This is a genomic window from Roseateles sp. (assembly GCF_036404855.1).
In the GTDB taxonomy this organism is placed as follows: Bacteria; Pseudomonadota; Gammaproteobacteria; order Burkholderiales; family Burkholderiaceae_C; genus Pelomonas.
Window position 1 is genome coordinate 1 of the sequence record NZ_DASWYS010000204.1, and the last position, 17,424, is coordinate 17,424.

Here is a 17,424-nt window from a genome sequence, read left to right on the forward strand (position 1 = left end):
GCGCCAGGCCATTCCCAAGCCGACCTTGGGCGGCATGCGAGCGGCGTGATGCCGCCTGCCTCGCCGCCCCTCGGGGGACCGGCCGGGCTGCCGGCATTCAGGACGGCAAGCCCGGGCTGGGGGCTTCAGCTCAACGCTTGATGCCGGCCATCACCTGATCAAACGTGCCGCCATCGGCGAAGTGCGTCTTGCTGACCTTGGCCCAGCCGCCCAGCGTCTGGTCGACGGTGAACAGCTTGATGTTGGCGAAGCGCTGCGCGTGCTTCTTGAAGACGGCCGGGTCGCGAGGGCGGAAGTTGTTGCGAGCGATGATTTCCTGGCCTTCCGGGCTCCAGTGGAAATCCAGGTAGGCCTTGGCCAGCGCGGCCGTGCCCTTCTTGGCGTTGACCTTGTCCACCAGCGCCACGGGGGCGTCGGTCTCGATGGAGATGCTGGGGTTGACCTGCTCGAACTGGCCCTTGCCGAACTCGTTCTCGATCAGCTCGACCTCGGCCTCGAAGGTGACGAGGACGTCGCCGATGCCGCGCTGCGTGAAGGTGGTGGTGGCGCCGCGACCACCGCCGTCCAGCACCGGCACGTTGGTCAGGACCTTGGTGACCAGCTCCCTGGCCTGTGCCTCGCTGCCGCCGTTGGCGATGACGCTGCCCCAGATGGCCAGGTAGCTGTAGCGGCCGTTGCCGGTGACCTTGGGGTTGGGGATGATGACCTGCACGCCGGGGCGGGCCAGGTCGCTCCAGTCCTTGATGCCCTTGGGGTTGCCCTTGCGGACCAGGAAGGTCATGGTCGACGAGTAGGGCGCCGCATTGTTGGGGAAGCGGCTGCGCCAGTCGGCGGGGGTGAGGCCGGCGCTGGCGAGCTGGTCCACGTCAGTGGCCTGGTTCATCGTCACGACGTCCGCCTCGAGACCGCCGATGACGGCACCGATCTGCTTGCTGGAGCCGCCATGGCTCTGGTTGACGACGACCGTCTGACCCTTGGCCTTTTGCGCGGCGACAAAGGCGGGGTTGATCTGCTTGTAGAGCTCACGCGCGACGTCGTAGGAGACGTTCAGCAGGGTGGCATCGCTGGCCAGCGCGGGCAGGGCGGCGCTGGAGGCGATCAGCGCGAGGACGGTGCGGCGGGAGGTCAGGAAGAGGGACATGGTGTGGCCGTCGAATGAACGAAGCCGCGAGGGTGCCCGAAGTCGCTTATTCGCGGAACGACAGTTTCCTTATTTCCTTATGCGATATGCACCGAAGAGTGGCACGGCGTTTGCACACCTCATGAGCATGCCGTTTGCCCTGACCGCCCCGCCCGCCGCTTCGCAAGAGGCCAACCGCCGGCTGACCCTGCTGCTGGAAAGCACCGGCGAAGGCGTTTTCGGCATCGACATGGGCGGTTTCTGCACCTTCGTGAACCGCGCCGCCTGCGACCAGCTCGGCTGGCGCACCGAAGAGGTGCTGGGGCGGAACATGCACGGGCTGATCCACCACTCGCGTGACAACGGGGCGCATTACCCGGAGTGCGACTGTCCCATCTTCAATGCCTTCCGCCGCGGCGAGCCCTGCCGCATCGACGACGAAGTGCTTTGGCGCGCCGATGGCACCTCCTTTCCGGCCGAGTATTCGAGCTACCCTGTCATCGAGGACGGCAGGGTGCAGGGCGCCGTGGTCACTTTCGTCGACATCTCCGAGCGCCGCCGCGCCGAGGCGCTTCTGCGTGCCAGTCATGATGAGCTGGAGCAGCGTGTGGCCGAACGCACGGCCGAGCTGCGTGAGCTGGCGCATCACCTTGAGGCGGTGCGGGAAACCGAGCGCAAACGCATCGCCCGCGAGATCCACGACGAACTGGGCTCCCTGCTCGTCGCCCTGAAGATGGACCTCGACTGGCTGGCCCGCCGGGTGGGCGACGCGGCACAGCGCGAGCCCATGGTCGGCAAATGCCAGCGCATGGGTGGCCTGGTGGACACGGCGGTGGACGCCGTGGGGCGCATCATCACGGACCTGCGCCCCAGCATCCTCGACCACCAGGGCCTGTGGGCCGCGCTGGAGTGGCAGGCCCAGGAATTCCAGCTTGCGGGTAGCGACGAGCGGCGAGTGGACTTCAAGATGCACGTCGCCGCCGACGTGGTGGCGCCCGAGGGCGGGCTGGCCATTGCCGTGTTCCGCATCTTCCAGGAAGTCCTGTCCAACGTCGCGCGGCATGCACAGGCCCGCCACGTGGCCATCCGCATCGATGTGGACGCGCCGCCGGCGCCGGTGCTTTACCTGCAGGTCGGCGATGACGGCGTGGGGGCAGCACCCGAGGCGCTGAATGACGCGCGCAGCTATGGCGTGCTTGGCATGCGCGAGCGGGCGGCCCACTTCGGCGGGCGCATCGGCATCGACAGTGCACCCGGGCGCGGAACGACGGTTCGGCTGGTCATGCCGCTGGAATCCGCATGATTCGAGTCCTGATCTGCGACGACCACCTCATCGTCCGCCAGGGCATCAAGCAGGTGCTGAGCGAGGCTGAGGACCTGCGCGTCGTTGGCGAGGCGGCCAACGGGCCCGACGCCATCCAGCAGGTGCGTGCTGACGCGGTCGACGTCGTGCTGCTGGACATCGCCATGCCCCAGCGCGACGGCCTGGACATCCTGAAGGCGCTGAAGGCCGAGTTCCCGAGGCTGCCGGTGCTGATGCTGTCGACCTACCCTGACCGTCAGTACGCCGTGCGCAGCCTCAAGCTCGGCGCGGCAGGCTACTTGAACAAGAGCGCGGACAGTGAGCAGATGATCGATGCCGTGCGCACAGTAGCCCGTGGCAAGCTGTTCATCACGCCCAGCGTGGCGGAGCAACTGGCCGGCGCCATCGGCGCGGGCGGACGTGCGGTGGGCGACGAGCAGCCGTTGCACGAGACGCTGTCACATCGTGAGCATCAGGTCTTCCAGCTGCTGGCCGGCGGCCGCAGCGTGGGCGAAATCGCCGAGCAGCTGGTGCTGTCGCCCAACACGGTCTCCACCTACCGCGCCCGCGTGCTGGAGAAGATCGGTGTGCGCAACGACGTGGAGCTGGCGTTGTTCGCGGTGAGGCAGCAAGCCGGTTAGGCCCGGCGAGCGATCACGGCCTTGATCGGTTGCAAAGGGCGCATCTGGCGGGCTCGCGGTACATTGCGCGCCGCATTCACCCCCGGGCGCTGCTGCGCGGCGAGACCAACATGAGCAACCCACAAGAGATTTCCGCCCAGTTCACCGCCGCCCGCGCTGCCGGCCGCTCGCTGCCTGCCTACCCCGGCACGCCGCCCGCTACCCTGGACGAGGCCTATGCCGTGCAGGCCGCCGCCATCGCCGGCTGGCCCGACGCCGTGAAGGGCTGGAAGGTCGCCCGCGTGAACCCCGCCTTCGCGTCGCAGTTCCCCGAGGAACGCCTGATCGGCCCTGCATTCGCAGCCAACGTCCACCACGTGGTGCAGGGCGGCGTGGCGCAGTGCCCCGTGTTCGACGGCGGCTTCGCGGCCGTCGAGGCCGAGGTCGTCATCGTCGTCGCGGCTGACTCGCCCGCAGGCAAGAGCGACTGGACGGCGGACACGGTCGCGCCGTTCGTGAAGTCCATGCACATCGGTATCGAAGTCGCCAGCAGCCCGCTCTCGACGCTGAACGACATCGGCCCTGGCGCCGTCATCTCCGACTTCGGCAACAACTGGGGCGTCGTCGTCGGTGCCGAGATCGTCAACTGGCGCGAGCAGGAGACGATAGCCGTGGAGACCTTCATCGACGGCCAGTCGGTGGGCACCGGCCAGGTCGCCATCAAGCCCGGCCCGCTGGGCGCGCTGGCCTTCACACTGAACAAGCGAGCCCAGCAGGGCGCCATCCTGCGCGCTGGCGACGTCATCTCCACCGGAATGATCACCGGTGTTCACGACATCCGCATTGGCCAGCAGTCGCGCCACGTGTTTGCAGGTGTGGGCGAGGTGCAGGTACAGATCACGAAGGCGGTGGCCATCGGCGCGTGACTGCGGTCATGCCGAGGCGGCCGGCAGGGGCCGCCTCGGCAGTCGCAGGAATGCCAGGGCGGACAGGAACGACCCGAGGCCCAGCGCGAACGCGCCGATGAACAGCCACGTGTAGCTGGCGGTGGCATCAAAGACCAGCCCGCCGAGCACGGGCCCGAGTGCCATGCCGACGCTGCTGGCCATCGTGGTGCCGCCGATGACGGCGCCCATCATGCGCAGTGGAAAGTTCTCGCGAGCGATCACCGCGAACAGCGGCATCACGCCCGCGTAGGTGAAGCCGAACAGCGCTGCCACCGTGTAGAAGCTGCCCAGCTGCCGCGCCTGGACGTAGCCCAGCACGACGACGGCCTGGGCCAGCAGCGCCAACACCAGCGTGCGAGCAGCGCCAAATCGGTCGCCCAGCAGCCCGAACACGAGCCGGCCGCCCATGCCGGCCAACCCCTCCAGGCTGTAAATCGACACCGCGGCCATCAGTGGAATGCCGCAGGTCACGGCATAGCTCACCGTGTGGAAGATCGGCCCCGAATGCGTGGCGCAGGTCAGGAAGCTCGTCAGCACAAGGATCAGGAAGGGTGCCGAACGCATGGCTTGGCCCATGGAGGGGCCGGGCTCCGGCGCTGCGTTCGCCTGTGCGCTCGCCAGCGCCGGCGGGCGGTGCACCAGCAGCGTGGCCGGCAGCATGACGCCTGCCACCACCGCGGCGATGATCTGCAGCGAGGTGCGCCAGTCGTGCGCTTGCACCAGCCAGGCGGCCAGGGGCGACATCGTCAACGGCGCCATGCCCATGCCGGCCGACACCAGTGACACGGCCAGGCTGCGCCGCGTGTCGAACCAGCCGGTGACACAGGCCATCAGCGGCGCAAAGATGGCGGCTGCGGCGAGGCCGACGACCGCGCCGAACAGCAGTTGGAAGGCCAGCAACGACGTCGCCAGGCTCGCCAGCGCCAAGCCCGCCGCCAGCAGCAACGAGCCTGCCATGACAACGAGGCGCGGCCCTGTGCGGTCCGACAGCGCGCCCCAGGCCATGCTGCCGATGGCCAGCGCGCCGAACGCGATGGTCATCGCCGCGGAGATGCCGGTGGTGGACCAGCCGGTCTCCTGGGCGATGGGTCGCAGCAGCACCGGCAGCGAGAAGAGGGCGCCGATGGCCACGCAGCCGAGCAGGCCACCCGCGGCGACGATGACCCAGCGGTAGTGTTCGCGCAGCACGCTTGTCCACTCAGTCATGGTGGGTTCCTTGTCAGGTGGTCTGGCAGACGGTTCAGGGCTGGCGGCCGAATTCCGGCCCGTCGAGCGGGCGCACTTCGCATTCGATGTCCCAGTCGTCGCCATGCGTGCGTAGGAAGCGCCGCGTCAGTTCGATGGCTTCGGCCAGTGACGCCGCCTCCAGGATGGCGTATCCGCCGATGACTTCCTTGGTTTCAGCGAACGGCCCATCCACCACCGACAGCATGCCGCCGCGTCGCAGCCGTACGCGCGCGCCCTCTGCCGTCGGACGAAGGCCGGCGGTGCTGACGAGCTGTCCGGTGGCGGTCAATTCCTCGATGAGGCGGCCCATGTCAGCCATCAGTTGCTCGCTCGGTGCTTGGGCCGCGGTCTCGTCGATGCGGATCATTGAAAGGAATTTCATGGGCGGGTCTCCTGGATCGTCGGGTGGCGGACCATTCCGCCGCTCACCCTGAAGACGAACGAGGGTGTGAGGAATCGACAAGCGACGGGCGGTGCCGGCGTTGATCCAGGTTTTCCCGGGTAGTTCCAGCCCTACAGAAACTTGCCGCCCTCCACGATTCCGCGACGGTGCGCCCATTCCTAGAGTCGCTCCCATCTTGAGGAGCATTCGATGACCCACGATCCGTACGACGCCGAGCGGCCCCTGCTGATGCACTGCGCCTGCGGTCGCCACGGCAGTGCTGCCGAACACGCCGCGGCCGAGCTGAGGGCCCGCAGCGAGACCGCCGACTTCGAGGCCGAATCGGCCCGCTTCGTCGAAGCCGCGCTCGTGAAGGCGCTTTTCCCGCATGACGCGTTGCGTCGCCGTTTCCTGAAGGCCGTCGGTCGGAGCACGGCGATGGCGGCGGTTTCCAGCGTGCTGCCCGTCGCTTCGCTGCAGGCGATGGCGCAGGACACCAGGGGTGGGCTGGAGAAGAAGGACCTGAAGGTCGGCTTCATTCCCATCACATGCGCCACGCCGCTGATCATGGCGCACCCGCTGGGCTTCTATGCCAAGCAGGGCCTGAACGTGGAGGTCGTGAAGACGGCCGGCTGGGCGTTGATCCGCGACAAGATGTTGAACAAGGAGTACGACGCGACGCACCTGCTGTCGCCCATGCCGCTGGCCGTCAGTCTGGGCCTGGGGGCGCCGGCCACGCCGATGAACGTGGCGACGATCCAGAACACCAACGGTCAGGCGATCACGCTCAGCGTCAAGCACAAGGACAAGCGCGAACCCAAGGACTGGAAGGGCTTCAAGTTCGCGGTGCCTTTCGAATACTCGATGCACAACTTCCTGCTGCGCTACTACGTGGCGGAGGCAGGGCTGGATCCGGACCGTGACGTCCAGATCCGCGTGGTGCCGCCGCCCGAGATGGTGGCCAATCTGCGTGCCGGCAACATCGACGGCTTTCTCGGCCCGGACCCGTTCAACCAGCGCGCGGTGTACGAAGAGGTGGGCTTCATCCACCTGCTGACCAAGGAGTTGTGGAACGGCCACCCCTGCTGCGCCTTTGGCACCAGCAGCGAGTTCATTTCAAAGCATGCCAACACCTTCATCGCGCTGTACCGCGCCGTGCTGACGGCCGCCGCTATGGCGCGCGAGGCCAAGAATCGCGAGCTGATCGCCAAAGTCATCTCGCCGCAGGCCTACCTGAACCAGCCCGAGACCGTTGTTGCCCAGGTGCTGACGGGCAAGTTTGCCGATGGCCTGGGCAATGTCAGGGTGGTGCCCGACCGCGCGGACTTCGAGCCCATGCCCTGGCAAAGCATGGCCGTGTGGATGCTCACGCAGATGAAGCGCTGGGGCTACCTGAAGGGCGACGTGAACTACAAGCAGATCGCCGAGAAGGTCTTCCTGCTGACCGATGCGAAGAAGCAGATGAAAGCGCTGGACATGACCGTTCCCGACGACAAGGCGGGCGGCTATCCGAAGTTCAAGGTCATGGGCAGGGAGTTCGATCCGGCGAAGGCGGACGCCTACGTCAGCAGCTTTGCAATCAAGCGGACCTGACATGCAAGGTTCTCTGAACTTCCGCGCCGGCCTGCTGTCTCTGCTGCTGCTGGGCTGCTTGCTGGGCTTGTGGCACCTCGCCACGTTCGGCACGGCGCCTGTGGCCAAACCGGTGGCGGCGATGACGCCCGAGCAGATCGAGTACGCCAAGCTGATGGGCAAACCGGTGGATGCTGCACCCGCGGCGGCGAAGAGCGGTTTCCCGACCCTGACGCAGATGGGCCGCACCGTGGTCCACCACCTGACCGAGCCGTTCTACGACCGTGGTCCCAACGACAAGGGCATCGGCCTGCAACTGGCCTACTCGCTGGGCCGCGTGGGACTGGGCTATCTGCTGGCGGCACTGGTGGCGATCCCGCTGGGCTTCGTCATTGGCATGAGTCCCCTGGTCCGCCGCGCGCTGGATCCCTTCATCCAGGTCCTCAAGCCCGTTTCGCCGCTGGCCTGGATGCCGCTGGCGCTCTACACCATCAAGGACTCGGCGGCGAGCGGGATCTTCGTCATCTTCATCTGCAGCCTGTGGCCGATGCTGATCAACACCGCCTTTGGCGTGGCCGGCGTGCGGCGCGAGTGGCTGAACGTGGCGCGGACGCTGGAGGTGAACCCTTTGCGCTCAGCATTCGAGGTGATCCTGCCGGCCGCCGCGCCGACCATCCTGACGGGGATGCGCATCAGCATGGGCATCGCCTGGCTCGTCATCGTCGCGGCCGAGATGCTGGTGGGCGGCACGGGGATCGGCTATTTCGTCTGGAACGAGTGGAACAACCTCAGCCTGCCCAACGTCATCTTCGCCATCCTCGTCATCGGTCTGGTGGGCATGTCGCTCGATCTTCTCTTTGCCCGCGCACAAAAGGCGGTGACCTATGCCGACTGAACTCATCCAGGTCCAGGGCCTGGCCAAACGCTATGGCGATGCGACCGTCTTCGACGGCGTCAACTTCGCGCTGACCGAGGGCGAGTTCGTCTGCATCATCGGCCACAGCGGTTGCGGCAAGACGACCATCCTCAACGTGATGGCCGGGCTCGAGCAGGCCAGTGACGGACATGTCTTCATGGCCAACCGCGAGGTGAGCGGACCCGGGCTGGACCGCGGCGTCGTGTTCCAGGGCCACGCACTGATGCCCTGGATGACGGTGCGCCAGAACATCGCATTCGCGGTGCGCAGCAGATGGCCGGGCATGGGGCGCGCGGAGGTCGATGGGCAGGTGCAGAAGTATGTCAGCCTCGTCGGCCTGACGTCGGCGCTGGACAAGAAGCCCAGCCAGCTCTCCGGCGGCATGAAACAGCGCGTGGGCATCGCGCGGGCCTTCGCCATCGAGCCGCGCATGCTGCTGCTGGACGAGCCCTTCGGTGCGCTGGACGCGCTGACGCGCGGCACCATCCAGGACGAGTTGCTGAAGATCTGCGCCGCGACCCGGCAGACGGTCTTCATGATCACGCACGACGTGGACGAGGCCATCCTGCTCGCCGACCGCATCCTGCTGATGGCCAACGGCCCGCAGGCGCGCGTGGCGGAGATCGTCGTCAACACCATGCCCCGCGACAGGCAACGCGCCACGATGCACCATGACCCGCAGTTCTACCGCATCCGCAACCACCTCGTCGACTTCCTGGTCGAGCGCAGCGCCACGCTGTCGCACGGCCGAGCACCGGAGCAGCCGCCGGAGGTCCGTCCCGGGCTCGCGCCGGCGGCCGAAGTCATCCCTCTCGAATCTTCACTCACCCCCCTCAGGAGCACTGCATGAGCCGCCTCGAAGTCACCGAAAAGATCATCGCCGCCAAGGTCGCCAAAGGCATCAAGTGGGGCGACGTCGCCGCCGAGATCGGCCTCAGCAAGGAATGGGTCACCGCAGGCTGCCTCGGTCAGATGACCTTCAATGACGAGCAGGCCGGCAAGCTGGCCAGGCTGTTCGACCTGACCGAAGCCGAGACGCAGTGGCTCAAGGTCGTGCCCTACAAGGGCAGCCTACCCACCAGCGTGCCGACCGACCCGCTGATCTACCGCTTCTACGAGCTGATCAGCGTCTACGGCACGACCTTCAAGGAGCTGATCCATGAGGAGTTCGGCGACGGCATCATGAGCGCCATCGATTTCAAGATGGACCTGCAACGCGAGCCCCATACGGCTGGTGACCGCGTCAGCATCGTCATGAGCGGCAAGTTCCTGCCGTACAAGACCTACTGATCATGAAGCCGTTGCCCGTCGGCCGCCAGCAGGTGCCTGGCTTTCTCATGCGCAAGTGGGCGCGTGAGCTGGCCTACCGGCTCATCAAGGAGCGGAGGGCGCATGACGGCAACCGCGTCGCGGTGCGCTTGGCCTGCGAGTGCCACGACGACTCGGGCCATTGGTTTCGCAGCTAAGGCAACGAGAACTGGGAGTTCACGGCGGAGGGGCTGATGCGACGCGTTTCGCGAGCATCAACGACCTGCCCATCGCCGAGTCGGTGCGGCTCTTCTTCTGGCCTCTGGGGGCGTCGGCCCGATGAGCGCCTGGATCTGGCCGAGCTGGGGCTCTAGCGGCCAGGGGCAGCAAACGGAGGCCCGGCGACTGATCGCCCTGCCGGTGCTGTGTGGATGAGCCCTAAGGGCGCACGGCCAGCATGACGGCGTAGGCCTTGAACACCGCCGTCGCCGGCTGGCCGACGGACAGGTCCAGCGCGTCGACCGCGTCGTTGGTGACGCTGGCCGTCACGACGGTGCCCCCCGGCAGCGTCAGGCCGATCAGTGACGACACCGCGCCTCGCTGCACACGCGACACGGCGCCCGTCAACTGGTTGCGGGCCGAGAGCTTGTAGCCGCCGAAGTCCGTCACCAGCACGACCTCGCTGGACTTCACGAGCGCCAGCGCGGCCATGCCTGTCCGGACCTGCAGCTCTTGCGCGGCCAGCGTCGTCAGGGAGGCGGTGATGGCCTGGCCGCCGTCCAGATCGACGCGCACCGTCGTCGTGGCCGGGCCGGGAGTCACGCTGGCGATGCGGCCGTGGAACTGGTTGCGGGCAGTGGTCTTCATGGACATCCTTTTCAGCAGCGCGTCAAGCGCCGGTTGGGTGGCGAGCCAGTCGGCCTGCTCGCGCAGGAAGGCGTCGTGCCGCGCCTGGAGCTTGCGCCAGGCGATGAGCAGGGCTTCGCCCTCGGCTGTCAGCCGTGTGCCGCCCCCGCCCGGGCCACCGGTGGCCGTGTCGACGAGCGGGGAGTGGGTCAGGGCGCTGGCGGCATCCAGCACCAGCCAGGCGCCCTTGTAGCTGTAGCCGGCGACCTTGGCTGCTTTCTGCAGCGACCCCGTCAGCGCCAGCGCCGCCAGCAGGTCGAAGAAGCGGCCGTCGAGCCGGCCGGCGAGGCGCAGCTCCCCCTGCAGCAGTGGTCGGTCTTGCGAGCTCACGGCGCGACGAGCCGCAGGCTGTCGAGTTGGCGCACCCAGCGAGCCGGCCGGGCGTCCGCCGGCACGACCAGGCGCAGCGGTCCTGCATCGGCATGTGGACCGTCCTGCACGAGGAAAACCCGCCGCCCGCCCAGGGTCGGGTCCAGCTCGGCCCAGGAGAAGGCAGCGGCGTAGCCGTCCCGTGCGCCGGCCACCAGCACCAGGCGCAGCGCGGCGCCGCTGATCTTCTGCGGCGGCTCGATGCCAGCGGCGCGCAGCACCTCGCGCAGGTCCACGGCTTGGACCTCGACGGCCTTGCCGTGCGCCTGTGCCTGGACCGCCTCGCGCGGCAGCGTGGCGAGGTGGGCGGCGTCCAGCGTGACGGCGCTGCCGTCCAGGCGCTGCACGTGCAACTGCGCCTGGGCGGCGGCGCAGAAGAGGGCGATCCCCCAGATCAACAGGCGCTTCATGCGAGTTGCGCCCTCAGCCATTGGCGGCTGCGCTCGTCCTCGGGGCGGGAGGGCTGCGGTTGCAGCAGCTCGCGGCCGGTGCCGTCGCTGAGGTCTACCTCGCGCGTGACGCAGCCGCCATCGACCAGATAGGCGCGGTGGGCGAGGGCCGCCACGTCGTCAAGGTCGTGCGTGATCATGATGGCGGGAATGCCCCAGCGCTCGCGCACCGCGCGCAGCTCGTCGCGCAGTTGCTCGCGCAGCATCGGGTGCAGGGCAGCAAAGGGCTCGTCCAGCAGCAGCACCTGCGGGTTGCAGGCCAGTGCTCGCGCCAGCGCCACGCGCTGCTGCTGGCCGCCGGACAGCGTGGCCGGCCGGCTGCGCGCCAATGCAGTCAGGCCGAATGACTCGATCAATTCGTCCACCCGGGCGGCGTCCCCGGCCTTGAGGCGGCGGCGCCAGCTCGTCAGCCCGAAGGCGACGTTGTCGCGCACGCTGAGGTGAGGGAAGAGGGCGTAGTGCTGGAAGAGATAGCCCACGCCGCGGGCTTCGGGCGGCAGGTTGACGCCGGACGCCGTGTCCAGCAGCGCGCGGCCGTTCAGCTTCACATGGCCCGACTGCACCGGCAACAGGCCCGCCATGGCCTGCAGCGTCAACGACTTGCCGGCACCCGACGGGCCGTAGAGCGCGACGAAGGGCGCCTCCGTCGCGAAGGCGATGTCGAGGTCGAAGCGGCGGCGTGCGTCGCTGACCGAGAGCTGAAGTCGGACGTCGATCAAGGCTTGCCGAAGCCGTATTTGGCAAGGATGGCCTGTGCCTGCGCGCCCGCCAGGAAGGCGACGAAGTCCTGGGCCAGCGCCGCCTGCTTGCTGTCCGCAACGACGGCGATCGGGTAGGTCACCGGGGAATGGCCGCCCACCGTCATTGCGATGCGCACCTTGTCCTTCAGCAGTTCGGCATCCGTGCGATAGACGAAGCCAGCCTCGACCTCGCCGCGCGATACGTAGTCAAGCACCTGGCGCACGTTGTCGGCAAAGACGATCTTGGGCTGCAGGGGCGTCCACTGCTGGGTCGCCTCCAGCGCCTGCTGGGTGTAGCGCCCCACGGGCACCGAGGCCACCTTGCCGACCGCGATGCGCCTCACCTCGGCCTTGCTCAGGTCGGCCAGCGTGGCGACGGTCGGCGCGGCCTGAGCGGGCGTGATGAGCACAAGCGAGTTGGCCGCGAAGTCGCGGCGGGTGGGGGTGGCGATGAGCTTCTGGTCGGCACCGCGGTTCATGGTTTCCTGGTCGGCGCTGGCGAACACGTCCACCGGCGCCCCCTGGGCGATCTGTTGCAGCAAGACGCCGGAGGCTGCGAAGTTGAAGCGCAGCGTCGCGCCGGGCTTGGCGGCCTCGAAGCGGGGGGCGATCTCCTTGAAGGCGTCGGTCAGGCTCGCGGCGGCCGAGATCGTGAGTTGCTGGGCCGTAGCGAACAGCGGCAGCGCGGTCAGTGCGAGCGAAAGCAGCAGGCGTTTTTTCATGGCGTGGGGCGTTGCAGATACCGGTTGGAGAGCACGAGCACGGCCACCGAGACGGCCGACACGATGAGCGCGAGCAGGAGGGCCAGGTCGTCGCGGCCGGCCTGCACCGCGTCGTAGATGGCCATGGATGCTGTCTGGGTCTGGCCGGGGATGGAGCCGGCCACCATCAGCGAGGCGCCGAACTCGCCCATGGCGCGGGCGAAGGCCAGCAGGGTGCCGGCCAGGATGCCAGGCCAAGCCAGCGGCAGCGTCACGCGCACGAAGCTGCTCCAGCGCGACTGACGCAGCGTGCGGGCGGCGGCCTCCAGGTTGCGGTCCACTTGCGCAAAGGCGCTACTGGCGCCCTTGAGCACCAGCGGCAGGGCCACCAGCGTGGACGCGATGACGGCACCGTGCCAGTTGAAGATGACCGTGTAGTCGAAGTGCTCGCGCAGCCAGGCGCCCACGGCGCTGCGTCGACCCATCAACACGAGGATTCCGTAGCCCAGCACCGTGGGCGGCAGCACCAGCGGCAACATGCAGATGGCCTCCAGCACGCCGCGTCCCGGCAGTCGCGTGCGGGCGAATACCCAGCCTAGGGCCATGCCGAGGATCAGCGCCAGCAGCGTCGCGACTACGGCGACGCGCAGCGTCAGTGTCAGCGGTGCAGCGTCGAATTGGGTCCAGAGCTCGGAGGGCATGCTTCGTAATGTACTGGACTACATCACGATGAACGACAGGCTGCGGGGACAAGGGCGGCGGACTATGCTGGCGCGCACCGCCATGGACCTGCTGACCGACCTCTTCTCGCGCCACGGACTCCTCGCAGTGGCCCTGGCCGTGCTGCTGGAGCAGTTCGGCGCGCCGCTGCCGTCCACGCCAGTCCTGCTGCTGGCGGGCGTCGAGTCGGCGCAGCGCCAGGGCTTCGCGGTCCAGGCCTTCGTGACAGCCGCGCTGGCGGCGCAATTGGCCAACGCGCTGTGGTTCTGGGCCGGACGGCGCCTGGGACGGCGCGTGCTGGCCACGCTGTGCCGCATCTCCATCTCGCCGGACAGCTGCGTGCGTCAGAACGAGACCAGCTTCGCCCGCCGCGGCGTGCTGACGCTGGTGATCGCCAAGTTCGTGCCGGGCCTGTCGATTCTGGCGCCGCCGCTGGCGGGCGCGCTGGGCATGTCGGCACGGCGCTTCCTGGGCTGGAACCTGCTCGGTTCAGCGCTCTGGGCGGGGGCGGCCATCGCCGTGGGCCGCGCCTTCCACGCCCAGATCGACGCATTGCTGCGTGCTCTCAGCGACCTGGGGGCCGCCGCCCTGCTGCTGGCACTGGCAGCCGTGGCTGGCTATCTGGCCTGGCGGCTCTGGCGGCGGGCCCTGGTGCGCCGCGGGCTGAATCGCTTCGAGCGGCTGGCCCCAAGCGATGTCGCCGCGCTGCTGAGTCAGCGTCAGGACGTCTTCCTCGTCGACGTGCGAGCCGTCTCAGCCGCCATGCCGCTGACCGCCCGCATTCCCGGCGCGCGCCATCTCGACCTCGGCGCCCTGGGCGACGCCGCCTTGGCAGGGTGGCCGCTGGCCGGCGAATACATCACGTTCTGCGCCTGCCCGAACGATGCCTCCGCGGTCCGGGCCGCCCAGTGGCTGAAGCAGCAGGGCCGGCAGGCCCGCGTACTTCGCGGCGGCATTGAGGCCTGGGCGGAGGCCGGGCTGTCGCTGGAGACGGGCTCGGACCCGCCCTGAAGGTGTTGAATCGAAACTGGTGTTTACCCTATAATCGGGTTTACCCTAGTGAAAGAGATGGGCCACGAGCCCAAAACACCATGAGCCTGATCCAGAACCTCCTGCATTCGCTGCGCAGCGCCCTGAGCGTGGAAACCCAGACCGACATCGAGGAGCGCTACCTGTCTGACGCCATCGACCACGCCGATCTGGAGCGCCGCATCGCCGTCCAGTCGCGCGCCTACATGTCCATGTCGCCGCTGAACATCGGCCGCTGAGCTCCCGCCCACAGGCAAAAACGGCCCCGGTGAGGGGCCGTTGTCATTTGTGGCGCCGAATCACTGAATGAGGCCGTTCTTCAATGCGTAGTAGGTCAGGTCGCTGTTGGTGGCGAGCTTGATCTTCTCCAGCACGCGGGTGCGGTAGGTGCTGACGGTCTTGACGCTGAGAAACATGGCCTTGGCCATGTCGCCCACGGTCTCGCCCTTGGCCAGGCGCAGGAAAACCTGCAGTTCGCGCTCCGACAGGGATTCGTGTGGCGGCCGGTCGCTGGCGCCACCGGCCACGCCGTCGGCCAGCAGTTCGGCCACCTGAGGGCTGATGTAGCGCCGCCCGCGAGCCACGGTGCGGATCGCATTGGCGATCTCCTCGGGGTCGCATTCCTTGTTGAGGTAGCCACTGGCACCTTGGCGCAGCAAGGTCGTCGCGTAGTGCGTTTCCGGGAAGCCGCTGAGGATGAGGACCGGGAGGTCCGGGAAACGCGTCTTGATGGCCGACAGCGCATCAACGCCGCTCTGTCCGGGCATGGAGATGTCCATCAGCATCACGTCCACCTCGCCGCTGCGCGCAAGTTCCAGCGCGTCGCGCCCGTTGCCGGCTTCGCCGGTGATGCGCAGGTCGACGTTCTCGCTGAGGAACTGCCGCAGACCGGACCGAACGATGGCGTGATCGTCAACGATGCCAATACGGATCATGTTGCGCTCCGAATCATTTGCTGTGGATGGGTAAAGCCTAGCAACCGGCCGTTCGTTGCGCGATCAGCGCTGTCCTACAAGCGACGCATCCAGCCTTTTGTCCTACGGATGCTTGGCCGGCCGGCCGGCAGCAGCGGGCCGGCGGTTTTTGCAAAGTCTGCTCATCCGGCCTGCCAGGCCGATGGAGTGAGCGATGAAAGACCTGGCCCGCACCCTGACCCTCCTCATGCCACCGGCGTGGCTGAGCCTGGCCTTGGCTGCGGCGCTGGCCGGTGCCTTGTTGGTGGCCTTCATCGACACCCTCCACGAGAACGTTCGCCATGGCGAGGAGATGCGCCAGGGGCAGCGAGTCGGCGCCGTCCGACAAGCGATTGGCACGGTGGCCAACGCCGTGCCAGGCGCGCCGGCGCAACAGTTGGGGACATCGATTTCCCCGAGCTTCCAGCGATGAAGAAAGGACGCATGATGAACCGCACCACCCCCTCCCGCGCGCCGCTTATCGGCACCCTGGCCCTGGCCGCCGCCCTGGCCGCCTGTGGCAAGCACGAGGACGACCGCACGGCCGGCCAGAAGCTTGACGGCGCCATCGCCGAAGCCAAGCAGGCCGGTGCCGACGCCAAGGCCGAGGCCGGCCAGGCCATGGACAGGGCTGAAAACAAGCTGAAGGACACGACTGCCGCCGCCTCGGAAGCCGTGACCGACGCCGCCATCGTCACCAAGATCAACGCTGCGTTGATGGCCGACGACCGGCTCAAGGCCACCAAGATCGACGTCCGCGCCGAAGACGGCCGCGTGACACTCACGGGCACAGCGCCTGACGCCGGCTCGCAGGCCCGAGCGACGACGCTGGCTTCGGCCGTCAACGGGGTGCGCTCGGTGGACAACCAGCTCGTGGTGGCCCGCAATGGCTGAGAACCGCAAACCCCTGGCACTGGACGAGGCCGGGCTGGCGGCAGCGCGCAAGCATCTCGATGAAGGCGCGGTCACGCCGGCCTACGGGCCCTGGCGCGACGACATCGTCGCGCTGCTCAACGGAGCTCTGGCCACGGAGCTGATCTGTGTGCTGCGCTACCGCCGCCACCACTTCATGGCCGATGGCCTGGAGTCGCCGAGCATCGCCGAGGAGTTCCTCGTCCATGCAAACGCGGAACTTGGCCACGCGGACCGCCTGGCGCAGCGCATCGTGCAACTGGGCGGCGAACCGGACTTCAATCCGGTCGGCATGCCCGAGCGCAGCCATGCCGACTACGACGAGGTCAACGATCTCAAAGCCATGATCCGGTCCAACCTCATCGCGGAGCGGATCGCGGTGGAGAGCTACCGCCAGATGATCGGCCTCATCGGGGACAAGGATTCCACGACCCGGCGCCTGCTGGAGGACATCCTGGCCGATGAGGAAGAGCATGCGGACGAGCTGAAGGACTGGATGGCACGTGCCTGAAGCAGAGGTTGACATGGCCGCCCTGCGCGCCTTCATCGTCGAGAACAGCCCGCTGATCCGGGAGAACCTTGCCGGCACGCTCGAAGAGCTGGCCCAGGTGGAGGTCATCGGCACTGCAGGTGACGAGGCATCGGCCGTGCACTGGATGAGCGGCGGCTCGGCCGAGCGGGCCGACGTGGTCATCGTCGACGTCTTCCTGGACGCTGGCAGCGGGCTGGGCGTGCTGCGTGCCGCCCAGCGCCTCGGTGTCGCGGCGCGGCGCATCGTGCTCACCAATTACGCCACCGCCGAGATGCGCCGGCGCTGCGAAAGCCTGGGTGCCGAGCGCGTGTTCGATAAGTGCCGCCAACTCGACGAGTTGATCAACTATTGCGCCGGGCTCTCCGGCCGCGAACAGCAATCTTGCGCCTAGGCCCTGTTTACCAGGTCGCCGAATAGCTCAACATGACGCGGCGGGCCTGGGGTCGCAGCGTCAGGCGGCTTTGCGGCGTGAGCTGATAGGAGAAGGCGCCCCGCAAGCCTGCCAAGCCCTCGCCCTTGGGCTTTTCGAAGGCCATGCGCGACGCCCACCCGGTGTCGCGCTGCCAGACCGGCGTTTCCACGCCGCCGCTCAGCCGGCGGGTGATGTCGTAGCTCACCCCCGCCCACAGCGCCTCGCGGACGGCCGCCTGCGGGCCGAGCTGCACCGGCGAGCGCAGTTGCTGCTCCAGTCCCAACTGGTAACGCCAGCGCGAGCGTTCGCGCTGGCGGCTCAGCCATTGCGGGTCGCGCCAGTTCAGCTCGGGGTCCGGCGCCGCGG

Annotated in this window: 23 protein-coding genes and 1 pseudogene; 14 read left to right on the top strand and 10 right to left on the bottom strand. The window is 68.0% G+C overall.

Annotated features, from left to right (window positions below; all coding sequences use genetic code 11):
- Positions 1-130: 130 nt before the first annotated feature.
- Complete coding sequence (locus VGF12_RS13595) at positions 131-1,141, bottom strand: sulfate ABC transporter substrate-binding protein (protein ID WP_331176571.1); 1,011 nt, start codon at positions 1,139-1,141, stop codon at positions 131-133.
- A gap of 121 nt (positions 1,142-1,262) precedes the next feature.
- On the opposite strand from VGF12_RS13595, the gene VGF12_RS13600 reads away from it, so the two are divergent.
- The 3 genes from VGF12_RS13600 (at position 1,263) to VGF12_RS13610 (ending at position 3,969) form a co-directional block, all read left to right on the top strand.
- On the top strand, positions 1,263-2,423 hold the full coding sequence (locus VGF12_RS13600; protein WP_331176572.1) for a PAS domain-containing sensor histidine kinase: 1,161 nt from the start codon (positions 1,263-1,265) through the stop codon (positions 2,421-2,423).
- A complete protein-coding gene (locus VGF12_RS13605; RefSeq protein ID WP_331176573.1) occupies positions 2,420-3,064 on the top strand; it encodes a response regulator transcription factor in 645 nt (214 codons plus the stop codon). Before VGF12_RS13600 ends, VGF12_RS13605 begins: the two co-directional genes overlap by 4 nt.
- A gap of 110 nt (positions 3,065-3,174) precedes the next feature.
- Complete coding sequence (locus VGF12_RS13610; protein WP_331176574.1) at positions 3,175-3,969, top strand: hypothetical protein; 795 nt, start codon at positions 3,175-3,177, stop codon at positions 3,967-3,969.
- A 6-nt stretch (positions 3,970-3,975) separates the two neighbouring features.
- Here VGF12_RS13610 and VGF12_RS13615 read toward each other — a convergent pair whose 3' ends face one another.
- Together VGF12_RS13615 and VGF12_RS13620 are read right to left on the bottom strand one after the other, a co-directional pair.
- The gene (locus VGF12_RS13615) at positions 3,976-5,196 is read right to left on the bottom strand and encodes an MFS transporter (protein ID WP_331176575.1); all 1,221 of its coding nucleotides are present in this window, start codon (positions 5,194-5,196) and stop codon (positions 3,976-3,978) included.
- Between the two features lie 34 nt (positions 5,197-5,230).
- Complete coding sequence (locus tag VGF12_RS13620) at positions 5,231-5,806, bottom strand: YciI family protein (protein ID WP_331176576.1); 576 nt, start codon at positions 5,804-5,806, stop codon at positions 5,231-5,233.
- Positions 5,807-5,809: 3 nt separating this feature from the next.
- On the opposite strand from VGF12_RS13620, the gene VGF12_RS13625 reads away from it, so the two are divergent.
- The 5 genes and pseudogenes from VGF12_RS13625 to VGF12_RS13645 form a co-directional block, all read left to right on the top strand.
- Positions 5,810-7,192: a CmpA/NrtA family ABC transporter substrate-binding protein gene (locus VGF12_RS13625; RefSeq protein WP_331176577.1), complete on the top strand. Its 1,383-nt coding sequence runs from the start codon at positions 5,810-5,812 to the stop codon at positions 7,190-7,192.
- Between the two features lies 1 nt (position 7,193).
- A complete protein-coding gene (gene ntrB, locus VGF12_RS13630; RefSeq protein ID WP_331176578.1) occupies positions 7,194-8,066 on the top strand; it encodes a nitrate ABC transporter permease in 873 nt (290 codons plus the stop codon).
- A complete protein-coding gene (locus VGF12_RS13635; RefSeq protein WP_331176579.1) occupies positions 8,056-8,937 on the top strand; it encodes an ABC transporter ATP-binding protein in 882 nt (293 codons plus the stop codon). The genes ntrB and VGF12_RS13635 overlap by 11 nt, the downstream gene beginning before the upstream one ends.
- Positions 8,934-9,377 (top strand): cyanase, encoded by a 444-nt coding sequence (cynS, locus tag VGF12_RS13640; protein ID WP_331176580.1) that lies wholly within the window; start codon positions 8,934-8,936, stop codon positions 9,375-9,377. The genes VGF12_RS13635 and cynS overlap by 4 nt, the downstream gene beginning before the upstream one ends.
- Before the next feature lie 20 nt (positions 9,378-9,397).
- Positions 9,398-9,709, top strand: a pseudogene (locus VGF12_RS13645) (DUF1348 family protein); the annotation flags it as partial.
- A gap of 64 nt (positions 9,710-9,773) precedes the next feature.
- Here VGF12_RS13645 and VGF12_RS13650 read toward each other — a convergent pair.
- From VGF12_RS13650 to modB, 5 genes are read right to left on the bottom strand one after another with little or no spacing between them, the layout of a single operon-like run.
- The gene (locus tag VGF12_RS13650; RefSeq protein WP_331176581.1) at positions 9,774-10,571 is read right to left on the bottom strand and encodes a TOBE domain-containing protein; all 798 of its coding nucleotides are present in this window, start codon (positions 10,569-10,571) and stop codon (positions 9,774-9,776) included.
- A complete protein-coding gene (locus tag VGF12_RS13655; RefSeq protein WP_331176582.1) occupies positions 10,568-11,020 on the bottom strand; it encodes a hypothetical protein in 453 nt (150 codons plus the stop codon). The genes VGF12_RS13650 and VGF12_RS13655 overlap by 4 nt, the downstream gene beginning before the upstream one ends.
- Complete coding sequence (locus VGF12_RS13660) at positions 11,017-11,778, bottom strand: ABC transporter ATP-binding protein (RefSeq protein WP_331176583.1); 762 nt, start codon at positions 11,776-11,778, stop codon at positions 11,017-11,019. The genes VGF12_RS13655 and VGF12_RS13660 overlap by 4 nt, the downstream gene beginning before the upstream one ends.
- Positions 11,775-12,521 carry a molybdate ABC transporter substrate-binding protein gene (gene modA / locus VGF12_RS13665; protein WP_331176584.1) on the bottom strand — a complete coding sequence of 249 codons (747 nt, stop codon included), beginning with the start codon at positions 12,519-12,521 and terminating at the stop codon, positions 11,775-11,777. The genes VGF12_RS13660 and modA overlap by 4 nt, the downstream gene beginning before the upstream one ends.
- Entirely contained in the window at positions 12,518-13,201 is a 684-nt protein-coding gene (gene modB, locus VGF12_RS13670; protein WP_331176585.1) for a molybdate ABC transporter permease subunit, read from the bottom strand. The genes modA and modB overlap by 4 nt, the downstream gene beginning before the upstream one ends.
- 64 nt (positions 13,202-13,265) lie before the next feature.
- Between modB and VGF12_RS13675 the strand changes: the two genes are divergently transcribed.
- Both VGF12_RS13675 and VGF12_RS13680 read left to right on the top strand, forming a co-directional pair.
- Entirely contained in the window at positions 13,266-14,231 is a 966-nt protein-coding gene (locus VGF12_RS13675) for a VTT domain-containing protein (RefSeq protein ID WP_331176586.1), read from the top strand.
- Between the two features lie 80 nt (positions 14,232-14,311).
- The gene (locus tag VGF12_RS13680; RefSeq protein ID WP_331176587.1) at positions 14,312-14,488 is read left to right on the top strand and encodes a hypothetical protein; all 177 of its coding nucleotides are present in this window, start codon (positions 14,312-14,314) and stop codon (positions 14,486-14,488) included.
- Positions 14,489-14,548: 60 nt separating this feature from the next.
- Here the strand turns inward: VGF12_RS13680 and VGF12_RS13685 are convergent, their stop codons facing one another.
- Positions 14,549-15,184 carry a response regulator transcription factor gene (locus VGF12_RS13685; RefSeq protein ID WP_331176588.1) on the bottom strand — a complete coding sequence of 212 codons (636 nt, stop codon included), beginning with the start codon at positions 15,182-15,184 and terminating at the stop codon, positions 14,549-14,551.
- A gap of 193 nt (positions 15,185-15,377) precedes the next feature.
- Here VGF12_RS13685 and VGF12_RS13690 point away from each other — a divergent pair, with 193 nt between their 5' ends.
- From VGF12_RS13690 to VGF12_RS13705, 4 genes are read left to right on the top strand one after another with little or no spacing between them, the layout of a single operon-like run.
- Positions 15,378-15,635 carry a hypothetical protein gene (locus VGF12_RS13690; protein ID WP_331176589.1) on the top strand — a complete coding sequence of 86 codons (258 nt, stop codon included), beginning with the start codon at positions 15,378-15,380 and terminating at the stop codon, positions 15,633-15,635.
- Between the two features lie 14 nt (positions 15,636-15,649).
- On the top strand, positions 15,650-16,096 hold the full coding sequence (locus VGF12_RS13695; RefSeq protein ID WP_331176590.1) for a BON domain-containing protein: 447 nt from the start codon (positions 15,650-15,652) through the stop codon (positions 16,094-16,096).
- Positions 16,089-16,625 carry a ferritin-like domain-containing protein gene (locus tag VGF12_RS13700; RefSeq protein ID WP_331176591.1) on the top strand — a complete coding sequence of 179 codons (537 nt, stop codon included), beginning with the start codon at positions 16,089-16,091 and terminating at the stop codon, positions 16,623-16,625. Before VGF12_RS13695 ends, VGF12_RS13700 begins: the two co-directional genes overlap by 8 nt.
- A 13-nt stretch (positions 16,626-16,638) precedes the next feature.
- On the top strand, positions 16,639-17,037 hold the full coding sequence (locus VGF12_RS13705) for a response regulator transcription factor (RefSeq protein ID WP_331176592.1): 399 nt from the start codon (positions 16,639-16,641) through the stop codon (positions 17,035-17,037).
- A gap of 7 nt (positions 17,038-17,044) precedes the next feature.
- Here the strand turns inward: VGF12_RS13705 and VGF12_RS13710 are convergent.
- Positions 17,045-17,424 (bottom strand): hypothetical protein (locus tag VGF12_RS13710; RefSeq protein WP_331176593.1); only part of this gene is annotated, 380 nt, incomplete at its 5' end.